The sequence below is a fragment of the Rhodococcus sp. 4CII genome (genome assembly GCF_014256275.1).
GTDB lineage: Bacteria > Actinomycetota > Actinomycetes > Mycobacteriales > Mycobacteriaceae > Rhodococcus_F > Rhodococcus_F wratislaviensis_A.
Map to the genome: position 1 here is coordinate 3,732,704 of NZ_JACCFE010000002.1, position 24,091 is coordinate 3,756,794.

The 24,091-nt window shown below is 67.7% G+C and carries 24 protein-coding genes; 9 read left to right on the forward strand and 15 right to left on the reverse strand.

What is annotated here, in order from left to right:
* Window positions 1-6: 6 nt before the first annotated feature.
* Window positions 7-948 carry an NAD-dependent epimerase/dehydratase family protein gene (locus H0B43_RS18055; RefSeq protein WP_185726680.1) on the reverse strand — a complete coding sequence of 314 codons (942 nt, stop codon included), beginning with the start codon at window positions 946-948 and terminating at the stop codon, window positions 7-9.
* A 139-nt stretch (window positions 949-1,087) separates the two neighbouring features.
* On the opposite strand from H0B43_RS18055, the gene H0B43_RS18060 reads away from it, so the two are divergent.
* From H0B43_RS18060 to H0B43_RS18070, 3 genes are all read left to right on the forward strand, one after another.
* Window positions 1,088-1,801: a TetR/AcrR family transcriptional regulator gene (locus tag H0B43_RS18060; RefSeq protein ID WP_185726679.1), complete on the forward strand. Its 714-nt coding sequence runs from the start codon at window positions 1,088-1,090 to the stop codon at window positions 1,799-1,801.
* A gap of 77 nt (window positions 1,802-1,878) precedes the next feature.
* On the forward strand, window positions 1,879-2,484 hold the full coding sequence (locus H0B43_RS18065; RefSeq protein WP_185726678.1) for a YqgE/AlgH family protein: 606 nt from the start codon (window positions 1,879-1,881) through the stop codon (window positions 2,482-2,484).
* A gap of 102 nt (window positions 2,485-2,586) precedes the next feature.
* Window positions 2,587-2,763, forward strand: coding sequence for a hypothetical protein (locus tag H0B43_RS18070; protein WP_185726677.1), 177 nt, complete (start codon window positions 2,587-2,589; stop codon window positions 2,761-2,763).
* Here the strand turns inward: H0B43_RS18070 and H0B43_RS18075 are convergent.
* Both H0B43_RS18075 and H0B43_RS18080 read right to left on the reverse strand, forming a co-directional pair.
* Window positions 2,751-3,527 carry a Mut7-C RNAse domain-containing protein gene (locus H0B43_RS18075; RefSeq protein WP_185726676.1) on the reverse strand — a complete coding sequence of 259 codons (777 nt, stop codon included), beginning with the start codon at window positions 3,525-3,527 and terminating at the stop codon, window positions 2,751-2,753. The two genes, H0B43_RS18070 and H0B43_RS18075, sit on opposite strands and share 13 nt — an antisense overlap.
* Window positions 3,528-3,615: 88 nt before the next feature.
* The gene (locus H0B43_RS18080) at window positions 3,616-4,869 is read right to left on the reverse strand and encodes an MFS transporter (protein WP_185729914.1); all 1,254 of its coding nucleotides are present in this window, start codon (window positions 4,867-4,869) and stop codon (window positions 3,616-3,618) included.
* A 72-nt stretch (window positions 4,870-4,941) separates the two neighbouring features.
* Here H0B43_RS18080 and H0B43_RS18085 point away from each other — a divergent pair, with 72 nt between their 5' ends.
* Complete coding sequence (locus tag H0B43_RS18085; RefSeq protein ID WP_185726675.1) at window positions 4,942-5,619, forward strand: FadR/GntR family transcriptional regulator; 678 nt, start codon at window positions 4,942-4,944, stop codon at window positions 5,617-5,619.
* 29 nt (window positions 5,620-5,648) lie between these two features.
* On the opposite strand, the gene H0B43_RS18090 is transcribed toward H0B43_RS18085, so the two are convergent.
* Together H0B43_RS18090 and H0B43_RS18095 are read right to left on the reverse strand one after the other, a co-directional pair.
* Complete coding sequence (locus H0B43_RS18090; RefSeq protein WP_185726674.1) at window positions 5,649-6,620, reverse strand: DUF1648 domain-containing protein; 972 nt, start codon at window positions 6,618-6,620, stop codon at window positions 5,649-5,651.
* A 21-nt stretch (window positions 6,621-6,641) separates the two neighbouring features.
* On the reverse strand, window positions 6,642-7,043 hold the full coding sequence (locus H0B43_RS18095) for an SdpI family protein (RefSeq protein ID WP_185726673.1): 402 nt from the start codon (window positions 7,041-7,043) through the stop codon (window positions 6,642-6,644).
* Between the two features lie 115 nt (window positions 7,044-7,158).
* Between H0B43_RS18095 and leuS the strand changes: the two genes are divergently transcribed.
* A complete protein-coding gene (gene leuS / locus H0B43_RS18100; protein WP_185726672.1) occupies window positions 7,159-10,023 on the forward strand; it encodes a leucine--tRNA ligase in 2,865 nt (954 codons plus the stop codon).
* A 21-nt stretch (window positions 10,024-10,044) separates the two neighbouring features.
* On the opposite strand, the gene H0B43_RS18105 is transcribed toward leuS, so the two are convergent.
* A complete protein-coding gene (locus H0B43_RS18105) occupies window positions 10,045-10,755 on the reverse strand; it encodes an RraA family protein (RefSeq protein WP_185726671.1) in 711 nt (236 codons plus the stop codon).
* Between the two features lie 138 nt (window positions 10,756-10,893).
* Here H0B43_RS18105 and H0B43_RS18110 point away from each other — a divergent pair, with 138 nt between their 5' ends.
* A complete protein-coding gene (locus H0B43_RS18110; protein WP_185726670.1) occupies window positions 10,894-11,373 on the forward strand; it encodes an Lrp/AsnC family transcriptional regulator in 480 nt (159 codons plus the stop codon).
* A gap of 26 nt (window positions 11,374-11,399) precedes the next feature.
* Here H0B43_RS18110 and leuD read toward each other — a convergent pair whose 3' ends face one another.
* From leuD to H0B43_RS18135, 5 genes are all read right to left on the reverse strand, one after another.
* Window positions 11,400-11,999, reverse strand: a complete 600-nt coding sequence (leuD, locus tag H0B43_RS18115) for a 3-isopropylmalate dehydratase small subunit (protein ID WP_185726669.1) — start codon at window positions 11,997-11,999, stop codon at window positions 11,400-11,402.
* A 28-nt stretch (window positions 12,000-12,027) separates the two neighbouring features.
* Complete coding sequence (gene leuC / locus H0B43_RS18120) at window positions 12,028-13,428, reverse strand: 3-isopropylmalate dehydratase large subunit (protein WP_185726668.1); 1,401 nt, start codon at window positions 13,426-13,428, stop codon at window positions 12,028-12,030.
* A 43-nt stretch (window positions 13,429-13,471) separates the two neighbouring features.
* Window positions 13,472-14,821, reverse strand: a complete 1,350-nt coding sequence (locus H0B43_RS18125; RefSeq protein ID WP_185726667.1) for a 2-hydroxycarboxylate transporter family protein — start codon at window positions 14,819-14,821, stop codon at window positions 13,472-13,474.
* 302 nt (window positions 14,822-15,123) lie between these two features.
* A complete protein-coding gene (locus H0B43_RS18130; RefSeq protein ID WP_185726666.1) occupies window positions 15,124-16,305 on the reverse strand; it encodes a glycerate kinase in 1,182 nt (393 codons plus the stop codon).
* A gap of 100 nt (window positions 16,306-16,405) precedes the next feature.
* Window positions 16,406-17,548: a sugar diacid recognition domain-containing protein gene (locus H0B43_RS18135; protein WP_185726665.1), complete on the reverse strand. Its 1,143-nt coding sequence runs from the start codon at window positions 17,546-17,548 to the stop codon at window positions 16,406-16,408.
* Between the two features lie 201 nt (window positions 17,549-17,749).
* Here H0B43_RS18135 and H0B43_RS42865 point away from each other — a divergent pair, with 201 nt between their 5' ends.
* Complete coding sequence (locus tag H0B43_RS42865) at window positions 17,750-18,013, forward strand: hypothetical protein (RefSeq protein WP_312033707.1); 264 nt, start codon at window positions 17,750-17,752, stop codon at window positions 18,011-18,013.
* Between the two features lie 255 nt (window positions 18,014-18,268).
* On the opposite strand, the gene H0B43_RS18145 is transcribed toward H0B43_RS42865, so the two are convergent.
* The 3 genes from H0B43_RS18145 to H0B43_RS18155 form a co-directional block, all read right to left on the reverse strand.
* Window positions 18,269-18,754 carry a hypothetical protein gene (locus tag H0B43_RS18145; protein WP_185726664.1) on the reverse strand — a complete coding sequence of 162 codons (486 nt, stop codon included), beginning with the start codon at window positions 18,752-18,754 and terminating at the stop codon, window positions 18,269-18,271.
* 242 nt (window positions 18,755-18,996) lie between these two features.
* Entirely contained in the window at window positions 18,997-19,470 is a 474-nt protein-coding gene (locus H0B43_RS18150) for a PAS domain-containing protein (protein ID WP_185726663.1), read from the reverse strand.
* Between the two features lie 170 nt (window positions 19,471-19,640).
* Window positions 19,641-20,090, reverse strand: coding sequence for a hypothetical protein (locus H0B43_RS18155; RefSeq protein WP_185726662.1), 450 nt, complete (start codon window positions 20,088-20,090; stop codon window positions 19,641-19,643).
* Window positions 20,091-20,323: 233 nt separating this feature from the next.
* Between H0B43_RS18155 and H0B43_RS18160 the strand changes: the two genes are divergently transcribed.
* Window positions 20,324-22,462, forward strand: a complete 2,139-nt coding sequence (locus H0B43_RS18160) for a catalase (RefSeq protein WP_185726661.1) — start codon at window positions 20,324-20,326, stop codon at window positions 22,460-22,462.
* A gap of 68 nt (window positions 22,463-22,530) precedes the next feature.
* Here the strand turns inward: H0B43_RS18160 and H0B43_RS18165 are convergent, their stop codons facing one another.
* The gene (locus H0B43_RS18165; RefSeq protein WP_185726660.1) at window positions 22,531-23,031 is read right to left on the reverse strand and encodes a hemerythrin domain-containing protein; all 501 of its coding nucleotides are present in this window, start codon (window positions 23,029-23,031) and stop codon (window positions 22,531-22,533) included.
* 202 nt (window positions 23,032-23,233) lie between these two features.
* Here H0B43_RS18165 and H0B43_RS18170 point away from each other — a divergent pair, with 202 nt between their 5' ends.
* Window positions 23,234-23,881, forward strand: coding sequence for a PAS and ANTAR domain-containing protein (locus H0B43_RS18170; protein ID WP_185726659.1), 648 nt, complete (start codon window positions 23,234-23,236; stop codon window positions 23,879-23,881).
* The last annotated feature ends 210 nt before the right edge of the window (window positions 23,882-24,091 follow it).

A 24,091-nucleotide genomic window follows, 5' to 3' on the forward strand; every position in this document is an offset into this window, starting at 1 on the left:
AGGACCCTATCCGGCGGCCGCGACCGTTCTTTCCTGCCACCACCGGACGGTCTCCTCTGCCGCCTGATCCAGCGGCGTCGGGGTCAGTCCGAGCCGGGCCTCGCTCTCGGACGAGTCCATGACGAACGGTTCCTCGAACTGGTACAGCATCTCCGCGAGTTCGCGGCTGCCCTGGTGCACGAGTCCGCCGCCGCGGATCACCCAGCCGGGCAGAGTGCCCACCTTCGGGACCGGAACGCCGGCGGCGTGCGCGTACGCCTCGACCATCTGCCGCTGGGTGACGGCCGGGCCGGTCGGCGCGTGCAGCACCGAATTCCACAGGGTGGGGTCGTGGGCCGCGGCGATCATCGCGGCCGCGAAGTCGGCAATGTATGTGAACGAGTGCGGCAGGTCGGCGGAGCCGAGCACGCGCATCGTCTTGCCGGCGAGAACGACGGGCACCATGCGCTCGCCGGCGTGCGCGTTCAGCACCTGCGGCCCGAAGAAGTCCGACGCGACGACGCTCACGGTTGGTGTCGGGGACTCGGCCCGCGCCTTCAGTAGCCGGGTGCGGATGCCGCGCTTGCCGGAGTCGGCGGAGCGCGGGGTGTGTTCGGTCATCGGCTGCTGCGACGCGTCGTACGAGTAGAGGTTCTCGGGGAAGACGACGACCGCGCCGACGTGTCCGGCGGCCTCGAGGACGGTCTGCTCGGCGGCGGGGAGTTCACGTTCCCATGCATCGGCACTGTAGGCGGCGTGGGTGCAGTGGTAGACGGCGGCTGCTCCGTCGAATGCGTCACGGAGTGCGGCGGCGTCCGAGACGTCGACCTTCCGTCGCTCGATCAGCGGGTGGTCGGGACCGCTGCCCGAGCGGGTGAGGATCCGCACCTGTCGTCCCTGCTCGGCGAGTTGCCGGGCGACGGTCCAGCCGACGGGTCCGGCTCCGGTGACGATTTCGATGTTCGACATTTCTTCTCCCGCTGGGTGAGGTTCTGGATTCGAGAGCACTGCTCTCTGTGTGATTCGAGAATGCTCCCTTTCGTGCCCGATGTCAAGAGCAGTGCTCTCGTTTGTTGACACCGCTCTCTGCCGTTGCCACCCTGGACCCATGCCAGCAACACCACGAGAACGCGCGCGCGAGCAGACGCTGCAGGACATCACCCGGATCGGTCGCGAACAACTGGCCGCGGTCGGCGCGGCCGCCCTGTCGCTGAGGGCCGTCGCGCGAGACCTCGGCGTGGTGTCGTCCGCCGTGTACCGGTACGTCAAGAGCCGCGACGAACTGCTGACGCTGCTGCTCGTCGACGGCTACAACGAACTCGGCAACGCGGCCGAGGCGGCGGTGGCGGACGCCGGCGAGCCGCGGGAGCAGTTCCTGGCGCTCGGGCGCGCGGTACGCGAATGGGCGTTGCGTGAGCCCGCCCGATACGGATTGCTGTTCGGCAGCCCGGTTCCCGGCTACGACGCGCCCGGGGAGCAGACGACCACGCCGGGCACCCGGGTGATCTACGCGCTCGTCGGGATCTTCGAGAACGCGTACCTCTCGGGCCGGCTGGAGGCGGATCCCGCGGAACCCATCGACGACGGCCTCGCTGCAGACCTCGGCCGGATCCGCGCCGAACTCGGGCTCACCATCCCCGACCATCTGCTCGCGCGCGGCGTGCTGGTCTGGTCGGCGCTGTTCGGGGCGGTGAACTTCGAGGTGTTCGGTCAATTCGGCGCCGACACGTTCATCGCACCCGCGGCATTGTTCGAGCACCACCTCGCCGTGCTGGCCGACACGGCGGGGCTCCCCCGATGTAGAGCCGCGAACGGACGGTGACCGCGGTGTAAGTGGCAGATACGGCGCAGTCGCGTCCTCCGTCACATCGCCATCCGCGGCGGTGGGATGATGTTCTGGTGGCGCACGCAGAAGAACCCGAGGATCGAACGGCGTCGACGGAACCGGTGGTCCGCCCCGGCAGCTTGTTGGTCTCCTCCACAGATCTCGTCGAACCCGCATTCCGTCGCACAGTGATCTATGTGATCGAGCACAATGACGCCGGCAGCCTCGGCGTGGTCATCAACCGTCCCAGCGAAACCGCGGTGTACGACGTGCTGCCCCAGTGGGCGCCGCTCGCCGCCCACCCGCCCGCGCTGTACGTCGGCGGACCGGTCAAGCGTGACGCCGCACTGTGCCTCGCGACGCTGCGCACCGGCGCCCAGGCCGACGGTGTGGCCGGTCTGCGCCGCGTCCACGGTCGCGTCGTGATGGTGGACCTCGATTCGGATCCCGAGGTCGTCGCGCCGCTCGTCGAAGGCGTCCGGATCTTCGCCGGCTACTCGGGCTGGACGTACGGTCAGCTCGACTCGGAACTCCAGCGCGACGATTGGATCGTCATCTCGGCGCTCGCCTCCGACGTCGTCGCTCCGGCCCGCATCGACGTGTGGGCGCAGGTGCTGCGTCGTCAGCCGCTCCCCCTGGCCCTGCTCGCCACCCACCCGATCGACGTCGAGCGCAACTAGACCGCGCGCGACTGCCCGACACACCCCGTGCACGTCCCGGGACTGTCGGTGACGGGTGGTATCAACAGAAGTGGGGATCGAGAAGTGAGGAGGACAGCACACGTGATCGATACCTGTCACGGAACATTGATCGTGCACACGCTTTACGGAGCCGAGTGCACGGACGAGTCGTGCACCGAGTTGTCCGATGTCCGGCACGCCCTGATCATCGATTGCGACGAACTCGGTGACTGTGCGTGCTCGGCGGAGTTCGGTGTGCAGTTGCGTCACGCATCCTGAGAATCCACCTCGAGCATCACCCCGACCTCCGACAGCCGCCGACGCAGTCTCGGTAGGTGGCTCCCCGGCCAGTACAGCTGCGCACAGTCCCGGCACCGGCTGAACTCCTGTCCGTGCCGCGCGACACCCGGCGGCACCTCGGCGAGCGCCTCGTCCCGGGGCACCGGCGCGAGCAGACCGTTGCACCGCGCGCACCGTGTGAACGGGGCGATCCGCGACCGAAGGTCGAAGCGGTCCAGCACTTCCCGCAACTGGCGGCGCGGGTCGGTTTCGTGGAGGAACGCGCCGTGCGTCAGCGCCGACCGTTTAAGCACACCCCGGTCCCGGGTCAGAACGATGCGATGCTCGGCGAGGGAGATGTCCACCAGTTCGAGGTCGGCGAAGTCGTTGCGATAGCGGGTGTCGAAGCCGAGCAGTCGCAAATACCCGGCGAGGCGGCCGAGATTCACGTCGAGCACGAATGTCGGTTCCCGCAACGGCCGCGGACGGAGTTTCGTGACCCCGGTCAGATCGAGACGCTCGAACGTCGGGTACACCGCGACGCGTTCGCCGCCGCGGAGGAGATGACCGAAATCCACCGACACCTGGTCGACGAGGATCAGATCCACCTCGGTGTGCGGCACGCCCAGCGCCTCGATGCGGTCCTTCACCGACGGCGTGCCGTCGAACTCGTGCTCGAAGGTCTGCTTGCGCCGCACGGGCGGCAGGAAGTCGTTCAGCTCCTCGTAGAAGCGGAACTCGCAGCGGCGAAGTGACTGAGGCATGGGTGCACGTCCTCACACCACAGTACTGGCTGCCCCCGCGCGATCACGCGTCGAATGACGCTGTGCGCGTGCGGTGCAGCCCAATTGCTCAGGGGTGGCGGGCCCGGCGGGTTCCGAGAATGCCGAGGACCGCGCACAGAACGGCCCCCACCACCGACAACTCGAGGAGCGCGAGACGTATGCCCTGAAGGGTGATGGCAATGCCTGCGCAGATCGACGGCACCGCCAGACCGACGTAGTTCACGGTGAAGAAGGCGGCGAGGGTGCCGCCGTGCGCGTCGGGCGCGTGTTCGGTCGTCGCCGCGTTCACCGCGCGCATGGCCCCGGCGAACGACAGTCCGTGCCCGGCGCCGATCACCGCCGCGACAACGCAGAGCAGTGCGAGCGACGGCAGGAAGTCGACGACCAGCAGTCCGAGCATGCCGACGCCGACCGCCCCGACACCCCACCACAGCGACGTCGACGCGGCGAGTCGGTTCGCGAGAATCTGCGCGGTCACCGAGGCGATCATGGTCAACGCCGCCGCACCGCCCGCGACCACGAGGTTGCTCACGCCGAGCAGGCTCACGATCCACGTCGGAACCACCGATTGGAAGAGTCCGACGGCACCCCACGCGAGAGCGACGGCGAGGGACGACAGCCAGAACACCCGCCGGATCGGCGCCGGAACGTGCGGGATCTGGAACAGCTGCGTGGGCCGGGCACCGCGCGGCGTGGTGGTCGGGAGCAGGAGGGTCATGATCAGCGCCGGCACGAGCAGCACCGCGAAGACGACGTAGGGCAGGGTCAACGGGTGCGGCAGGTACTGCGCGATCGCCCCGCCGAACAGGGGTCCGAGGGCGGCGCCGAAGGCGGTTGTGAGGGTGGCGGCCAGTCCGGCCCGCCGGAAGTCGCGGGACGGTTCGTGCTCGAGCAGGGCGGCCGATGCGGCGGCGGAGCACGCACCGACGGCGACGCCGTGCGCGACCCGGCCCAGGAACAACCACATCGTCGAGTCCGCGAACGCCAGGATCACCGCACCGAGAAAGCTGAACGCGATCGCAGCTAGCAGGACGAAGCGGCGGCCGAGCGCATCCGACAGCGGTCCGAAGAACAGCAGCGCAGGCAGCAGTCCCGCAACGTAGACGGCGAAGATCAACGTCTGGACCAGCGGGGTGAACCCGAATTCCGAGCGGTAGAGGCCGTACAGCGCGGTGGGGATGTTCGCGCCGAGGAGCAGCACGGCGAGGAGGTAGTTCAGGCCGTGGAAGTGCCGGCTGGTCGTGCGGGTGAGGGCGGGCGGGGCGGTGACGGAGTGAGCGGTTGACGCGGACGTGTGGAGTCGCCTCCTCGGGGAGCAAATACATGGGACGTCCTACGTAGTGTAGACGGGGTGGTCGCGCCCGGCGAGCCGACGAGGTGTGAGGATGAGTACATGACGGTGGTTCGGCGCGAATCCGCGTATCAGCAGTCCCTGGACTGGATGCGTGGCCGGATCGCCCAGGGCGACTGGACCGTGGGCGCGCGGATCCCGACCGAACCCGAACTGATGGCGCTGCTCGGGGTCGGACGCAACACCGTGCGCGAGGCCATCAAGACGCTCACGTCCACCGGCATCCTCGAGATCCGGCGCGGGTCGGGGACGTTCGTGCGGGCGCGCACCGACATCGGCGGGTTGCTCGGGCGGCAGGTCGCGGTCGCCGAGATGCTGAACGTGTTCGAGGTGCGGCGGGCCCTCGAGACCGAGGCCGTCCGGCTGGCGTGCGCCCGCCGCACCGACGACGACCTGCGGTCGCTGTCCTCGCTACTCGACGAGCGGGAGCGGACGGCGGATCACCCGTCCGGATTCGCGGACGCCGACCTCGCATTCCATCTCGGGGTCGTGGAGGCCGCGCACAACCCGGTGCTGTCCGACCTGTTCGCGGGCATCCTCGAACCCACCCGGGCCACCTACGACTACACCGAGGGCATCCACCCGCCGTCGCTGACCACGGACGACCATCGTGTCCTCGTCGACGCGATCGCCGCGCGCGACGAGGAGGCCGCCGTCCGGGCGTCCCTCGGCTACCTCGACCGCGTACTCGAGGCGGTGCACAAGGCCTCCGGCCCGTGAGCGGTTGCGAGTCCCTGCACTCCTAACCCTCACGGGCGGCGGAGCCGCCGGTCCGCGAACGTGTTGAGCGCACCGGCCATCTCCTCGGCTCGAGGGCTGGTGACGGTCAGCCGGTCACCGCATGCGGTCGTGACGATCACGGCGGGACCGGTCTTCGTGACGACGCCGTAGTTGCGCCTGCCCTTCACCTTCAGGCCCCAGCCGCCGAAGTCGTCGAACGGCTTGATCAGGTCGACGCGGGCGCCCTCGATCTCTTCGACGCCGTACCGGAGGGCGGTCATGCCCATGTTCACCACCCGGATGCCGGACTCGTCGACGATGACGCGGAACCGGAGCAGACTCACGACGAGCAGTCCGAGCGGAACGCACACCGCCACCGGCCACCATCCGCCGGTGAGCAGACACACCGCGACAGCGGGCACGCCGCCGAACAGGAGCAGCAGCACCAGCGAACCGACGGTGCCGAACCCCACACTGTCCGCGACGACGGACGGGTCGCTTGCGCGCGGCAACCGGGAGTCGGGCGGGTCGGTGGCGGCGACCCGGGTGCGGAAGTCGCGCAGCAGGGCGGCGCCGATCAGACCGACGACGGCGCCGATCACGACGCCGAGGCCGAGGGACCACAACGGGAGTTCCGTGTCGGAGGGGTCGGTGACGTCGAGTTGGACGTAGAGCATCGCCACTTGCACCGTGAGGATCAGGCCGACGACCGACAGTCCGACGACGAGCATCGTGCGGCGCATCATCAGCATCGCCTGGGCAAGCGCGGCGATCGCGGCGCATCCGCCGCCGAACAGGACCGTCACCAGGGTGAACGTCCAGGCGCTGGACATCGGGGTGGCGAAGCCGTCGGGTGAGGTGGTGGTCCAGTGGGTGGCGATCTCCGCCGGAAGGCGAGGTTCCCAGATCGTCGTCAGGACCACTCCCGAGAGGGCGGCGACGATCGGCAGCAGCAGACCGAACACTGCGCCCGCGGGGTCGACGACGCGCGAGGAGTTCACCGGACGGCCGTCACCAGCCGGTCAGGACGGCTGGCAGGCGCCCTTCAGCGAGCACGCACCGCAGGAACTGCCGCAGCCACCGGTGTCGGGGGCGGGGACGGCTGCAGCGGCGCGGGCGCCGAGCGATCCACCCGTCGCCGCGGTGAGTGCGGCGGCCACCACGCTGACGAGAACGGCGCCGACGCCGAAGACGCCGCCGATCAGGATTCCGGCGATTCCGCCGATGACGAGGAGTCCGGCCGCGGCGAGCAGGGTGGGCCCTGCGACCTTGTTGGCCAGCGCAAACGTCTGATCGTCGCGCATCGTCTCGGGGGTGCGGACACCCGCCCACCGGTTGCGCGGGAGGCGCTCGGCGAGGCCTGCAACGGCGACACCGGACACAGCGACGGCGAGCACGAACAGCACGACGGAGGCAATCAACACGGGACCAGGATACGGCGGACCCGGACGCGCAGGTGAGCCCGGGTGGGGTGAGGCTCTACCCTGGTTGACGGTATCCCCCTAATTCAGAATGTCAGCCAAGTAGATAGCGACCACAGTGACCGAGCACGTGCAGCCCGCCAACCCGTCCGACGCGACCCCGCAGCACCGCTACACCGCGGAGCTCGCCGGCCAGATCGAGCAGCGCTGGCAGGACCGGTGGAGCGACGAGGGCACGTTCAACGCGCCCAACCCGGTCGGTCCGCTGGCCGGTCCTGTTCCCGCCGACAAGCTGTTCGTGCAGGACATGTTCCCGTACCCGTCGGGGACTGGGCTGCACGTGGGTCACCCGCTCGGCTACATCGCCACCGACGTGTTCGCCCGCTACCACCGCATGCAGGGCCACAACGTGCTGCACACCCTCGGCTACGACGCGTTCGGTCTACCGGCCGAGCAGTACGCGGTGCAGACGGGCACGCACCCGCGGACCACGACCGAGGCCAACATCGGCAACATGAAGCGGCAGCTGCGCCGTCTCGGGCTCGGCCACGACGAACGCCGCACATTCGCGACCACCGACACCGACTTCTACCACTGGACGCAGTGGATCTTCCTGCAGATCCACGACGCGTGGTTCGACGAGGCGGCAGGCAAGGCCCGGCGGATCTCGGAACTCGAGGCGGAATTCGTCTCGGGTGAGCGCGCGGTGGAGGACGGACGGGACTGGGCGTCGCTGTCCGTGTCCGAGAAGGAAGCAGTCCTCGACTCCTACCGTCTCGTCTACCACTCCGATTCGATGGTCAACTGGTGCCCCGGTCTGGGCACCGTGCTGGCGAACGAAGAGGTCACCGCGGACGGTCGCAGCGACCGCGGCAACTTCCCGGTGTTCCGTAAGCACCTGCAGCAGTGGATGATGCGCATCACCGCGTATTCGGACCGGTTGGTGGACGACCTGGAGTACCTGGATTGGCCGGAGAAGGTCAAGACCATGCAGCGCAACTGGATCGGGCGCTCGCACGGTGCGCAGGTGAAGTTCGAGGCAACGGTCGAGCGGGGCGACGGTACGTCCACTGCTCACCAGATCGAGGTGTTCACGACTCGGCCCGACACGCTGTTCGGCGCGACGTACGTGACGCTGGCGCCGGAGCACGAACTGGTGGACGAGATCGTCGCGGCCGAGTGGCCGGAGGGTGTGGATTCCCGCTGGACCGGCGGCGCCGCGACGCCCGCCGAAGCGGTTGCGGCGTACCGGAAGTCGATCGCCGCCAAGTCGGATTTGGAGCGTCAGGAATACAAGGAGAAGACGGGCGTCTTCCTCGGCACGTACGCCGTGAACCCGGTGAACGGTCATAAGCTGCCGGTGTTCATCGCCGACTACGTCCTCACCGGTTACGGCACGGGCGCCATCATGGCCGTCCCGGGTCACGATCACCGCGACTACGAGTTCGCCACCGAATTCGGTCTCGACATCGTCGAGGTGATCTCCGGCGGCGACCTGTCGAAGGATGCGTACACCGGCGACGGCACGATCGTGAACTCCGACTTCCTGAACGGCATGTCCGTCGCCGACGCGAAGAAGACCATCACCGAGCGCCTCGAGGCGGACGGCACCGGCAAGGGCACCATCCAGTACAAGCTGCGCGACTGGCTGTTCGCGCGCCAGCGCTACTGGGGCGAGCCGTTCCCCATCGTGTACGACGCCGACGGCAACGCCCACGCGCTGCCGGATTCGGCTCTGCCCGTGGAGCTTCCGGAGGTCGAGGACTACGCACCCGTGTCGTTCGATCCGGACGACGCGTCCTCGGAGCCCTCTCCCCCGTTGGCGAAGGCCGTCGACTGGGTCAACGTCGAGCTCGACCTCGGTGACGGACTACAGACGTACCGCCGCGACACCAACGTGATGCCGCAGTGGGCGGGCAGCTCGTGGTACCAGCTGCGCTACATCGACCCCACCAACCCGGACGTGTTCTGCGACAAGGAGAACGAGCAGTACTGGACGGGCCCCCGTCCGGAGATCCACGGTCCGAACGATCCCGGTGGCGTAGACCTGTACGTCGGTGGCGTCGAGCATGCGGTGCTGCACCTGCTGTATTCGCGGTTCTGGCACAAGGTGCTGTTCGACCTCGGGTACGTCAGCTCCAGCGAGCCTTACCGCCGCCTGTACAACCAGGGCTACATCCAGGCGTTCGCGTACACCGATGCGCGCGGCGTGTACGTGCCCGCCGACGAGGTGGAGGAGAAGGACGGCAAGTTCTTCCACCAGGGCGCCGAGGTCAACCGCGAGTACGGGAAGATGGGCAAGAGCCTCAAGAACTCCGTCTCGCCGGACGAGATCTGCGAAGCGTACGGCGCCGACACACTCCGCGTGTACGAGATGTCGATGGGCCCGCTGGACACGTCCCGCCCGTGGGCGACCAAGGATGTCGTCGGTGCGCAGCGTTTCCTGCAGCGCGCCTGGCGTGTGGTGGTCGACGAGGAGTCCGGCGACCTGCGCGTCACCGACGACGCCCCGACGGAAGACACCCTGCGCGCGCTGAACAAGGCGATCGCCGGAGTCGGTGAGGACTACACGGCCCTGCGCGACAACACCGCCGCGGCCAAGCTGATCGAGTACACCAACCATCTCACCAAGGCGTATCCCGCCGGTGCTCCCCGCTCGGCGGTGGAACCGCTGGTGCTGATGCTGGCACCGTTGGCCCCGCACCTCGCGGAGGAACTGTGGTCACGGCTCGGGCACGAGAAGTCGCTGGCGCACGGACCGTTCCCGGTTGCGGAGGAGAAGTGGCTCGTCGAGGACACCGTCGAGTACCCGATTCAGGTCAACGGCAAGGTCCGCAGCCGCGTGACCGTGGCCTCCGACGCCCCGCGCGAGGAGATCGAGAAGATCGCCCTGGCCGACGACAAGATCGTCGCGCTGCTCGACGGCAAGGACCCGCGCAAGGTCATCGTCGTGCCCGGGAAGATGGTCAACATCGTCCTCTGAGGCCGGCGCCGGCGAGTGGCGTCAGCGGTCGAACACAGTCGTCGGCCGCTGACGCATCGCGTGCATCACGTCGTCGATCGAGTCACTGCGCCGCAGCAGAGTGAGCAGGTCGTGTTCGATCCGGTCGGCCTCGACGCAGATCTGCACGACGTCGGGGAGTGCGTCGGCGGGGACGATGCAGACGCCGTCGTCGTCGGCGACCACGATGTCGGCGGGGTGGACCAGATGCCCCGACAGCCGTACCGGTTCGCCGATCGATTCGGTGACGAACCGGAATCGTGCCGCTCGCGGGGCCCGGCCGGTCGACCAGACCGGCAGGCCGCTGTCGGCGATCGACACCGAATCGCGCACCGCCCCACCGACAATGCAGCCGGCGAGGCCGGCGAGCTGCGCCCAGTGCGCGGAGATGGCGCCCATTACCGCGGTGTCCGCGGGGCCGGGGCAGTCGAAGACCGCGACATCCCCCGGGCGCGCGGAGGCGTAGAGGTCGCGGTCGCCCAAACGGGCGCCGAACCCCTCGACCATGTTGTCGGCCATCTCCCCGGGCAGACGTCGGTAGCGCAGCGTCACGGCCGGTCCGCAGATCTGCTGCCCGCGCCGCAGGGGAGACAGGATGTCGGCGCCGATCGCAGCACCGCAGCCGAGGTGGTCGAGGGCATCGGCGACGGCCGAGGACACATCGGCGACGGTGGCCAGGGACGTGAGCAGGCATCCGCGCTCGGTTCGGGACATCGTGATCTCCATTCGTGTGTGGTCATGTCTGGGCGGGCAGGTGGGGCCGCTGGTACTTCCTTGCCGGCATTCGGGTGCGGGGCGGTCGGGTTTCGCTAGGATTCGATGACCATGCTTCAGGGACGGAGTGGTTCACGGATGCCGACCGAATTGGACAAGCTGGATCTCGACCTGTTGAAACTGATCGTCGAGGAGCCCAAGGCGGGTGTCCGGGAGTACGCCCGTCGGCTCAACGTGGCGCGGGGCACCGTGCAGTCGCGGCTCGACAAGTTCTCCCGCGACGGCGTGATCACCAGTTACCGGCCGCAGATGCAGCCGACCGCGCTCGGCTACTCCATCCTCGCGTTCGTGCACCTGGACATCGCGCAGGCGATGATGGACGCCACCTGTGCGCATCTCGCCACCATCCCCGAGGTTCTCGAGGTCAATTCCGTTGCCGGTCAGGGTGATTTGCTGTGCCGGGTGGTGGCGATCGATCACGAGGACTTCGAACGGGTGTTGCAGGAGATGATCGCCGGCGAGGGGGTGCTGCGGACACAGTCCGAGCTGGTGCTCAGTCGCCGCATCGCCCCGCGCATCGTGCCGCTGCTGGAAAAGAAGCGGGCCGAGGCGCCCTGACGAGGTCTCGGCCGCTCGCGTGATCGTCAGAGCACGAGTTGCGTGGTGGACGGCAACGCGGGGCGCCGCCGATGCTCGTAGCCGGCGATCGTCTCGGCGTGCGTCAGGGTCAGGTCGATGTGGTCGAGACCTTCGAGCAACCGCCACCGGGTGTTGTCGTCGAGGTCGAACGACGCCGTGATGGCCCCGGCACGCACCTGCCGTGCGATCAGGTCGATGGTGACGGGTTGCCGCGGGTCGTCGTCGAGCGCCGACCAGATGCGTTCGACGGTCTCGGCCGGAAGGGTCACGGTGAGAAGGCCGTTGGTGAGGGCGTTGCCGCGAAAGATGTCGCCGAACCGGGGAGCGATGACGGCCCGGAATCCGTAGTTCTGCAGCGCCCACACCGCGTACTCGCGCGACGATCCGGTGCCGAAGTCACGGCCGGCGACCAGGATGGTCGCGTTCGCACAGGCGGGGTCGTTGAGGACGAAGTCGGGTTCCTCCCGCCAGTCGTGGAAGAGCTTGTCCGCGAACCCGGTACGGGAACTGTGCGTGAGGAAGCGGACGGGAATGATCTGATCGGTGTCGACGTCGGTGCGGCGCAGCGGGGCGGCCACACCGGTGTGCACGGTGAACGGTTCCATGGGTTCTCGATTCGAAGAGTGTGACAGTTCAGGTCAGGTCGGAAGGTGCGGCGAGGTGGCCGGCGACCGCGGTCGCGGCGGCGACGGCGGGCGAGACGATGTGGGTTCGGGAGCCCTTGCCCTGCCTGCCTTCGAAATTACGGTTGTTCGTCGAGGCGGCGCGCTGGCCGGGCGTGAGGCGGTCTTCGTTCAACGCCGCGCACATCGAACACCCGGCGAACCGCAGTCCTGCCCCGGCGGCCTCGAACACCTCGCTCAAGCCCTCGTCGATCGCTTGCTGCCGCACCTTCATCGACCCGGGCACGATCATCAATTCGACGCCGGGGGCGACCTTCCTCCCGTCGAGAACGCGCGCTACCTCCCGCAAGTCCTCGATGCGGCTGTTGGTGCACGATCCGATGAAGACGACATCGACGGGCAGTCCGCGAACCGGGCGGCCGGGGGCGACGTCCATGTAGGTCTGGGCGCGCTCGACCGCGGCGCGCTCGACCGGGTCGGTGAACTGGTGCGGGTGCGGAACCGGATCACCGAGCGGCGCGCTCTGCGCCGGTGTGGTGCCCCAGGACACGAAGGGGGTCAGGGTGGACGCGTCGATGACGATCTCCTTGTCGAACACGGCGTCGTCGTCGGTGAACAGGGTGCGCCAGTAGGCCACCTCCGCGTCCCACGCGTCCCCGGTCGGGGCGGCGGGACGTCCGCGCAGATACTCGTAAGTCTTCTCGTCGGGGGCGATCATTCCGGCACGCGACCCGGCCTCGACGGACATGTTGCACACCGTCATCCGGCCCTCCATCGACAGTTCGCGGATCGCCTGACCGCGGTACTCGATGATGTGCCCCTGACCGCCGGCGGTGCCGACCCGGGCGATGATCGCCAGAATCAGGTCCTTCGCCGTCACCCCCTCGGGCAGAGACCCGTTCACGGTGACGGCCATGTTCTTCAGCCGCCCCATCGGCAGCGTCTGCGTCGCCAGCACGTGCTCGACCTGGCTGGTACCGATCCCGAAGGCGAGGGCGCCGAACGCACCCTGCGTCGCGGTGTGCGAATCGCAGCACACGATCGTCGAACCCGGATGGGACAGGCCCAGTTCCGGCCCGATGACGTGCACGATCCCCTGGTGCTCTTCGCCGAGGCGGAACAACTCGATGCCGAACTCCGCGCAATTCTTGCGCATCAGCGACACCTGCTCGCGGGCCGCCGGATCGGTGATCTCCTTGTCCACCGCGACGGTGGGGGTGTTGTGGTCCTCGGTGCCCAGGGTCAGGGTGGGACGGCGCACCGTCCGGCCGCTCGCCCGGAGCCCGTCGAAGGCCTGCGGTGTGTTCACCTCGTGCAGCAGGTGCATGTCGATGTACAGCAGGTCCGGTTCACCCTCCTCGCGGCGGACCACGTGTGCGTGCCATACCTTTTCGGCCAGCGTCTTACCCATCAGTCTTCCTTCTCCTTGTGTCGAACGCGGGAACGGCGGCGGTTCAGCCGTAGAAATACGCCAGGAAACCCGACGCCGACAGCAGCACCAATCCGCCGCCGAGCCGGGAGGTGATCTGCGCGAACGGCAGCAGATGCATGCGCCGGGTGGTGCCGAGTGTGGCGATGTCGCCCGATCCACCGAGATCGGTCATGCACAGGCCGGCCGTGATCGAGGATTCGACGAAGTACAGTTTCAGAAGCCAGCCCACGAACCCGGCCGTCAGTGCCGTGATCAGGACAGTGGCGATGGTGAACGCGAGATATGCTGGGCGAGAGACGAGTTCGGCGATCTGATCGATGTCGATCAACGACACTCCGATGCCGACCAGCGCCGCGGGCACCCACAACTTCACCACGAACTGGTACCACTCGGTGGTCGACTCCTCGACCTCCCGCGGCAGTGCGCCCGACAACTTGATCGCCGCGGTGAGCAGGATGACCCACGCGTAGAGGTGCACGGCCGGCACCGCGGCCTGCAGCATCGCGCCGACGAGGTAGATCGCGCCGGTCATCAGTAGACCGGTGCCGAGGCCGCTGACCGTCAGTGGTCGCTTCTCGGTCACGGCGGCGACCTGCTCGGCCGTCGCCTTGATGCGCAACATCTCACCGTGCCCGTTGAATCCGACGAACAGCTTGGTGCGGCGGCGGGTCAGATTGGCGTACACCGAGGCGAGCACGATGCACAGCAGGTTCGCGCAGATGATCGGTGGCACGATGCCCGAGATGTACTGCTGGGCGTCGCCGCCGATGGTGTCGGCGTACATCTGCGACAACGGGATTGCGCCACCGGAGATGCCGCCGGCCATGATCGGGATGGTGACGTCGAGGATCGCGGTCTTGAAGCCGAAACCGGTGACCGCGGCGAGAGCGCCGATGACGGTGACGACCACGGCGAATGCCACGACGATCACCGCGCAGAACCGGCCACCGGCCTTGATCAGGAACCGTCGGTCCATGCCGAGGATGCTGCCGGCGATGATCGATGCGACGAGGATCTCGACGAACCCGTACCCGGTGAACCAGTCCTTGACGATGGTGGAGAAACTGTCCGGCACCAGACCGAAATGCACCACCAGGGCAGGGAGGAACACACACAACAGCGGTCCGCCGCCGATCGCGGACAGCGCCGGAGTTCGATCGCCGATCCAGAACAGGCCGCAGCCGACAATCATGCTGATCGCCAGGCCGCCGAAGATGTTCTCCGGGAGTGCACCGGTGTAGACGGCGCCGAGTCCGACTGCGACCAGGGCGAGATACCACGGCCACGGGATCGCCAGAATCCTCGTGCGCTCCGACGGTGGCCGGGCTTCGGGTCGTGGCTCCGCGCCTTGCACAGCATCCTTGATTTTCACGTTCGCCTCCTGCGCCGCGTCGGCGGGGCTGCGCCGATCGCGGGAAGTATGGAAAGTGACTCACGTCACTGGCCACGAACGCTAGCTACCGCATTGCCGGACTGGCCACAGGCAGCGAAATTTACATACCAATGGTCCGGTCTAGGACGCACTCTACGCGCCAGGATGGACAGATGGTCCGGGCCCGGACCTCTCACCCTGGCTCGGCGAAACTCGTCGCGATCACCCGTTGACGAATCCGCCGGGACGGGGGTGCCGTGGTGAGATGCGCCGTGTTCGTGGCGGCGTGCGTTTCGGGAGTGTCAGAGAAGGCATGGGGTAGTGGTTTGCGGCGCCTTCCAACGACTGCCGACGAGTCCGGCGACCTGGGCGGTGGTGTCGAGGAGTAGTTCGGAAGTGTTGTCGAGCAGGTCTTGGAGTTCGGCAGGCCCCCGGGCGATGGAGAATGCGGCCGAGACCCCCGCTGCACGAATCACGGCCGCGGGCAGGCGAACGGTGCCGGCGATCACGACGACGGGGCATTCAGTCGGGGTCTGCCGCACGACGCCCTGCACCACCTTCCCCTGCAGTGACTGCGCGTCGAAGGCACCTTCTCCCGTGATCACCAGGTCGGCGTCGGCGCACAGCGACCGCAGTCCCACCGTGTCCGCGACGAGGTCGATCCCGGGCACCAACTCCGCGCCGAGGAGTGCGCTCAGGCAGGCGGGCATACCGCCGGCGGCCCCTGCACCCCGCACGGTGAGGACGTCGGTTCCGTAGCTGGCGCGGAGGGTGGCCGCCAATTGTTCGAGTCCGGAATCGAGTGCGCGAACCTGGTCGGGCGTGGCGCCCTTCTGCGGCCCGAAGACCGCGGCGGCCCCGTTCTCGCCGCAGAGCGGATTGTCGACGTCGGTCGCGACGCGCCAGCGCACCGACCGTGCCCGCGGGTGAAGGTGTGACTCGTCGATCGCGACGATGCGGCCGAGCCCGGCGCCGCCGGCTTCCACATCCTGCCCGTCTTCGTCGAGGAATCGGACACCGAGTGCGCGGAGCATCCCGGTGCCCCCGTCGGTGGTGGCGCTGCCTCCGATGCACAGCAGGATCTCGTCCACCCCGTCTTCCATTGCGCTTAAGGCGATTTCACCGACGCCGTATGTGTCCGCCCGCATCGGCGCCGGTGGAATGTCCGCCACGTGCGGCAGACCGTTCGCCTCCGCGGCCTCGATGATCGCGATGGTGCCGTTGTTCGACAGCCCGTAGCGGGTACGCCGCGGGCGCCCGGCGGCGTCGTGAGCGTCGATCAGGCGGGGCGCGGCGTTACCCGCCGAGAGAAACGTCTGCAGGGTGCCCTCGCCACCGTCGGCGAGAGGGCACTCCACGATCCGAACATCGGCGCCGAGCGCGAGCCGGACCCCGGCCGCCATCGCGGCCGTGACCTCGACGGCGGAGAGGCTCCCCTTGAACGAGTCGGGAGCGAGGACAACGGTGAATGTGCGCTTTCGCATGAGTTGAAGCGTAGGTCGCCTGCGCTCGAAGCAATATGTGCATTGCGCACAGTTTTGTTAAAGATTCTTGCCCATCGAAGTGTGTAGATCGGATAGTGGGTCAGGCTTCGCGGTGCGAATCTTCCAGTACCGCAGCTGCGAGGAGAGCCAGGCGCATGGCGACGGCGTGGTCGAAGGTGCGCAGGTTCAACCCGGTCAGCTGCTCGATCCGATCGAGCCGCTGGACCAGGGTGTTGCGGTGCACGCCGAGAGCAGTCGCCGTCGCCGCGATCGACAGGTTCTGCGCCAGGAAGGCGCGAGCGGTGTCCCGCAGAATCGCGGACAGCGGTGTGAGGACGCGCTCCACGGTGTCGTGCGATATGTCTCGTGACTGCTGTGCGACAACAATTTCGGGTGCCAGCGCGGACAGTTCGATCTCGTCGTCGGCGGGCAGCAGGTGCGCCCGGGCAAGGAGTATGCCGATTCGTGCGGCGTCGACCGACAATTCGCGGGCCGAGGCGCCACGCCTGCCGGTGACGAGACGGACGTCGGCGGAACGCAGCCGCTCCCACGTCGCGGCCAACTCGCGGTCTGTCGCCGACCCGCTCAGAACCCACACCGCGCCCTGCAACTCGGCCGCAATCACGTGGGAGCTTGCCTGGATCCTTCGAAGCAGGGCCACCGAGGTCGACGACGGCAGAGGCCACGACCCGCGACCCGCCGCCGGGACGACCGCAATGACGTTCCACGGCGGTGTCATCGGTGACCCGATGTGGCGCAACGCTTCCAGCAGCCCCGACTCGGTGACGGTGCCGTTCACCAGGCCGAGGAGTAGTTCGCGCACGGCCGTCTCCCGCCATCGCGAACTGTCCCGGTGCTGTTCGTTCCGCAACAACAGTTCGACGGTGAGCGCGAGGACGTTGCCCACCGACTCGACCTCCCCGGGATCGCCCGTGACCCCCACGGCTCCGACGATCCGCCCGTCGAGCGTCAGAGGAATGTTGATCCCGGCTCGGACGTCCGCAGACTGTTCGTCGGTGTCGACGAGGACGGGCCGCCCATCCCGGATGGCCTGGAGTGCGCCGGCATGCACTGCGCCGATTCGCGACCCGTCGACCGACCCGATGATGCGGCCTTTGCGGTCCATCAGATTGACGTTATAGGCCAGTCGAGGGCTCACCTGATCCACCACTCGCTGAGCGAGTTCGTTGGTGAACACGTACGCGAACTCGTCCTCGTCGCCGCCCTGCACCGCCCACGTCATGCAGTAAGACTAGGCGCGCTTCGATCGAGGGGGCGCGAAAGAGCGACCCTTGACACACCGCGGAAATGTTCAAAGTGAATCCGTCGTAATCAACAAATTGCCAGTGAACAAGCCTGTCGCGGTTCGCTCGGCGGCGCACGTTCATTACCAACGGATCTCAGTCCGACCTCATGGTGGTGGTGGTGCGCACCGCGCCCGCGGATGCCGCCGGCCGCCGATCCGGCAGACCTCCCGGCCCGCCGTGACGCCGCGGACCGGTTGTGGTCCGGCATCGACCCGTCGTCGCCGATCCGCCGGGTGGTGGAGGTCCGTCCGGTTCTCGGAGACGACGAGGGCCGAGTCGGCGGTGAATACGGGGAAGTTTACGGCGACCTGGGCAGCAGCATCGATGATTTCCTGGCGTCGATCGACCGTGCGGCGACCATCGACGCGCGGTGGTACGAACCTTTCACCACAAGGGGGTGATCGAGGGCAGCGACGAGTTCCGCGGACGCCTGGCCGCATACCGCGACACACTGTTCATCCGCGAGGAGCGGCTCCTCGACTTTCTCGGCGAGCCAAAGGCATTGGGCGACACCACGGTCCACCGCCTGGTGTACGCCCGCACAACTACACCTCGACCGGCTCGTCGCGGCAGGTGCCGTCACCACCGCCGGGGACGGAACGTTTCGGCGTGCGCAACAACCCTTTTCCATAGACGATGCGACGACACGTGCGCGCTCAGCGAGTGGGGACGTCCGGTGGATCGGGCAAGTCGACGTCGAGAAGGAAATCCAGCCAGATCAGGGCGTCGGTGAGGGCCTCCGCCCGCCTCAACGGCTCGAGCTGCCGCGCCGCCACCGCGAGCCGATGCCGTCCCGCGACGGGGTCGTCGGCCAGGAACGCTGCGGCGGTCCCCAGCACCCATTCCCCCGATGCGGGCAGTTCCGCCGCGGTCACCGCGGCCCCGTCGGTGCGACGGACTTCCAGCAGGAACGTCTCCCCTGGTGGCGCCGCGCCCAGCCGGGCCTCGACCACCTCGACGATCGACTCCATCACCCACGCCAGCACGTCCTCGTAGCGGGGGCGGCCGGACTCGGGACGAGGCTCGAGGCTGACCGCGGACACCTCGTGGGCAAGCGCGGCGCTGTCCCGTTCGCCGATCAGCCACGTCAGACGCCCACCCACCGCGGCGGGGCTCATCGGGTTGCCGGCAGTCGAAGCCATGAGTGAAGAGTTCCCCGCCGCGCCCCTCTTCACACAGGCGCACCGCGGGAGGTGGGCGGTTCCGCGCGCTGCTGGGGTGAACGCGCGGAACCTGGATCGACTCGACCGCCGGCGATCGAGTCGATCTTGCGACCAGATTGCCCGCCCGCTCGGTTGCCGAAACCGGCGCGGGTCCCAGAGGGGCACGCGACCACCGTTTTTCAGCGGCGCGCTTCCACCGTCGTCGGTGCCGGGTGCCGTGCTCACGTTTCGGCGGAGATCGCCCGTGGGTCCTCGCAGACGTGGGCGGTGCAGTCCTTCCACGTCACTGCGATCAGGTGCGCGCCGCCGGCGGTGAACGTCGATGCTTCGGCGTGGACCCACAGCCACGCCCCGTCACGGTGACGTAGGCGGAAGAACGTAGCGTGAGAGGTGTGACCCTCGAGGGCATTCCGCAGGAAGCGCCGCCATCGGGGCGTGTCGGACGGCAGCAACAACCACTCGCAGTGACCGACGAGTTCCTCGACGGGATACCCGGCGAGTGAGGCGGCCGCGGGGTTGGCGAAGAGCAAGCGGCGCTGGTCGTCGTAGACGCATAGCGGCTGCGGCAACACCGCGAACAACGCGTCCAGCATCTCGCTGCGCCACGTCTCCGGCTCCTCCGGCGCCATCGGGCGAACGGTGGGAGGCCCGATCACCTGGGCATGGGTCATGTTGTGCACCAACTGATCTTCCACTGAACGTGCTCCTCGTTGCCGGCGCGAACTGCTCATGCGCCGTATACCCGCGGGGGCGACGTCCCTAACCGTCGTCTGCGGTGACGAATGAGCGCACGCTGCCGGGCCCACCCGCGCGGTGCGTCGCCGCCTCCGTGTGACCCCTCGGCGAGCAGGTTCCCGTCAGGATGTCACCTCTTGTCTTCGGCCTTGCCGACTCCACCCTCGTGTGAGGGTCCCACTCCGGAGTCGCTGTCCCCGGTCGAGGCGCCACCTGCGGCGGGATTCTCCTCCGCTGGAGACGCTACCGCGCCACGCGGTGTCTCCTCGGGTTTCGGCGACTGCATTCCGCCGGAATCCACGTGCTCATCGTGCTCCGGGCGTCCGTCTTTCGTGCTGGTCGTCCGGCCTTCGTACGGCGGAATCGCCGGCTCGGCGTCGCCGGGAGTCGACGAGCCGGCAGCCGCCGCGGGATTCGTTCCTGCTTCCGTGGTGGAGCGGACCTCCTCCTGGTCCAGAGATCCCGGCTCGCGGTCGGTCTGACCTGCGCCGGCCTGATCCGGTCCCGCGTCCCGGGAGCCCTCGGGTCCACGTTCGGACTGTGGTTCCTCGTGCAATTGCTTGCCTGGTTCGGTAGTCATGATCTTCTCCTCACCGACGCACCGGAACGCCGGATCTTTCGTCGGTTGCCGTTGACATCTCCAGTAGCTATGCCCTGGAACGCGAATGCGAAACAGTGTCTGTCGATCGGTGCGACATCACGGCGCCGAACCGGACCTGATTCGTTGTGCGAACGATTGGGCACTCCGACAAGTGCGGACCGTTCAGCAACGATGCGGCGCCGAATCCACAGATCTTCAGCGAGGAGTACGCCGTGTCGAAGAAGAACCCTGTCATTCCCGGAACGCCCGGTTCGGGCACGCCGACGGTCGCCGAGCCCACGGAACCGACCGAGCCGTTGCCGCCCAAGTCGGATCAGCGCGCCCCCGCGCTCAGCACTGCGACCGGGCAACCTGTCGACGGTCCGGACACGGCCCGTGGTCAGCAGGGTGAACGCCTCACCACGGCGCAGGGCGCGCGGCTGTACGACACCGATCACTCGCTCAAGGCCGGCGAACGGGGACCGACCCTGCTCCAGGACCATCATCTTCGCGAGAAGATCACCCACTTCGATCACGAGCGGATCCCGGAGCGGGTGGTGCACGCGCGCGGTGCGGCCGCTCACGGCGTCTTCCGCGGATACGGTTCCGCCGAACCGGTCAGCAAGGCGGCGTTTCTCGCCAAGGACGTCGAGACGCAGGTCTTCGTCCGGTTCTCCACCGTGCTCGGTTCGCGTGGGTCGGCCGACGCCGTCCGCGACACCCGCGGGTTCGCGACCAAGTTCTACACCGCCGAGGGCACTTTCGATCTGGTAGGCAACAACATTCCGGTGTTCTTCATTCAGGACGGCATCAAGTTTCCCGACATCATTCACGCCGGTAAGCCGCACCCGGATCGTGAGATCCCGCAGGCGCAGAGTGCGCACGACACCTTCTGGGACTTCGTGTCGCTGCACACCGAGGCCACTGCGCACACGTTGTGGAACATGTCCGACCGCGGGATCCCCAGGTCGTACCGGATGATGGAAGGCTTCGGTGTCAACACCTTTCGAATGGTGAACGCGGCGGGCGAGAGTTCGCTCGTGAAGTTCCACTGGAAGCCCAAGCTCGGTGTGCACTCCCTGGTGTGGGAGGAAGCCCAGATCGTCAACGGCATGGACCCCGACTACCACCGCCGCGATCTCGCCGACGCGATCGAGTCCGGCGCCTACCCACAGTGGGAACTGGGTATCCAGGCGTTTCCGGACACCGCGGATCAGATGTTCGAGGGCATCGACCTGCTGGATCCGACCAAGATCGTGCCCGAGGAACTGGCGCCCGTGCAGCCGCTCGGTCTCATGACCCTGAATGCGAATCCGACCAACTTCTTCGCCGAGACCGAGCAGGTGGCATTCCATCCCGGACACCTCGTTCCGGGAATCGACGTGACCGACGACCCGCTGCTGCAGGCCCGGCTCTTCTCGTACCTGGACACTCAGATCAGCCGGCTCGGTGGGCCCAACTTCGGGCAGATCCCGATCAACCGGCCTCACGCCGAGGTCAACGACATGCTGCGCGACGGCATGCACCAGACCGGGGTTCATCCCGGGGTGGCCCCGTACCGGCCGAACTCGCTGGACGGTGGCTGCCCCTTCCTGGCGGGTGCGGACACGGCGTTCGTCGAGGTGCCGGTGCCGATGCCGGAGTCCACGAAGCTGCGTGGTGCGCCCGCCAGTTATGATGATCACTTCTCGCAGGCCCGCCTGTTCTATGCCAGCCTCACCCCCGTCGAGCAGTCCCACGTCGCGGAGGCGTACACGTTCGAGCTGGGAAAGTGTTATGAGCAGGCCATCAAAGAGCGCGCTCTCGGGGTCGTCGCGAACATCGACCCCGGCCTGTGCGCGACGGTAGCCGAGGGACTCGGCCTTCCGGCTCCGGAGCCGACGGTCGCCTATGACGCGGCGCAGACGCCCAGCCCGGCGCTGTCGCAGGTCGGCGCCGAATGGCCGTTGGACGGTCGGATCATCGGCATCGTCGCCGACGACGAGTCGGATCTGTCGGAGGTGGCCGACGCCGTCGAGAAGATCGACAAGGACGGCATGGTGCCGCTCGTCATCGGTCCGCACGGAGGCGAACTGGGGTCGGGCAAGAGTGCCGTTCCGGTGTCGCGGACGTTCCTCACCATGCGGTCGGTGGAGTTCGACGCCGTCCTCGTCGCGACGCAGGTGGCGGACCCGCGGGTGCTTGTGCTCCTGACGGAGGCATTCCGGCACTGCAAGGCGATCGGAGGTTGGGGTGCCGGTCGCGGCCTCCTCGACGTCGCCGGGATCCCGGCCGACGCCCCCGGCGTCGTGATCGCCGACGAGGCGTCCGCACTGTTCGACGGCGTCACCGCGCTGATGAAGTCCCACCGGGTCTGGGCACGCCAGGAGTGACATCCCCGGCGAACCAGACATAAGCGATCCGCCGCCGTCGACGCATGGACGCTCGGCGGCGGGTCTGCCTACTGCAGGACGGCGTCGACCGTCTTCTTCAACGCCGACGGCTGGGCGGGAGACGTCGGTGCCTTCTCCTTCAGTTCGAGCAGGCGCTCGCCGATCTTCTGGAGCTGTTTGCGCCCCAGCTCTTCTCGCACCTTGGGAAACCAGTCCTGCTCTTCTTCCTCGATGTGGTGCTCGACGTTCTCGATCAGCACCGTCGTCTTCGCGTCGAATCGCTCGTCGTCCGGCGTCATCCCTGCCAGCTCGACGACCAATACGTCGGCGACGTGGTGCTCTTCGTAGGATTCGAGAATGTCGTCCTCGAGGTCCGGGGCCAGTTCGCGCACCTGCGGGTACATGCCCTCGTTCTCGATGTAGGTGTGCACCGTCAGGGCTTCGATGATGGCGTCGACGATGCGGCCTTTCTCCACACGGGCGTTCGGCCCGGCACCGCGGAAGTCCCGGAAGAGTTTTCGGATCTCTTTGTGGTCGCTTTTCAGGAGCACGATCGCGTCAGTCGACATGAGTACCTCACAAGGGGGATCGAATGGAGACGTGACTACGCATTACCCACTCGCGCCCATCGCTAATATCCGGCTTCGATGGTCCTCCGTGCGGTGCCGGCGGTAGGGACGAAGGTCCCGTCTTGCGCGTCAAAGGTCCCTGATCTGCACCTGGATCGGGACAACAGTCGCCCCCGGGGTGACGGTGCGGTAGAAATTTGGGGTGGATTCAGAGCAGGTTCTCGGTGGCGGTGAGCCGCAGCGGGTAGGCAGTTTCCGGTTCTACCTCGACGGACAACGCTGGGAATGGTCCGACACCGTCGCCCAGATGCACGGCTACCGGCCCAGCGAGGTCACCCCCACCACCGAGCTGCTGCTCTCTCACAAACACCCCGAAGACCATCCCCACGTCGCCCGGGTGCTGGACCGCACCGTCAATGCCGCCGAACCGTTCAGCAGCAAGCACCGCATCATCGACACCAGCGGAAAGGTCCGGCAGGTCGTGGTCGTCGGCGATCGCATGTTCGACGACAGCGGGACGGTGATCGGTACCACCGGGTTCTACATCGACATCACCGACTCGTACCGCAGCGACCTCAACGGCTCCGTCGACGAGGCCGTCGCCGAACTCGCCCAGTCGCGGGCGGTGATCGAACAGGCGAAGGGTGCCCTCATGCTCGCCTACGGCATTCCTGCCGCCCGCGCCTTCGACATCCTCGTCTGGCGTTCCCAGGAGACCAACACCCGCCTCCGCGTGATCGCCGAACAGATCGTCGGCGGCCTCACCGACTGCGAACCCGACACCCGTCTCCGCACCCGATTCGACCATCTCGTCCTCACCGCACACGAGCGAGCCCGGCAACCGGACTAGGCAACGGGCGCTCGCGGTCATCCGGCAGCGGATGGTGACAGGTGAGATCGCGCCGGGACAGATCTAGGCCAGGGGTCAGGTCGCGGCCGCCAAGCTGGCGAACCCCGCAAAGCCGAGTTCCAGACGCTGAGCGATTCGATCATCTCGCTGGAGGCCGAAGGAGATTACGTCGGAATTTTCGAGTCTGACCGGGAATTTCACCTCGGCCTG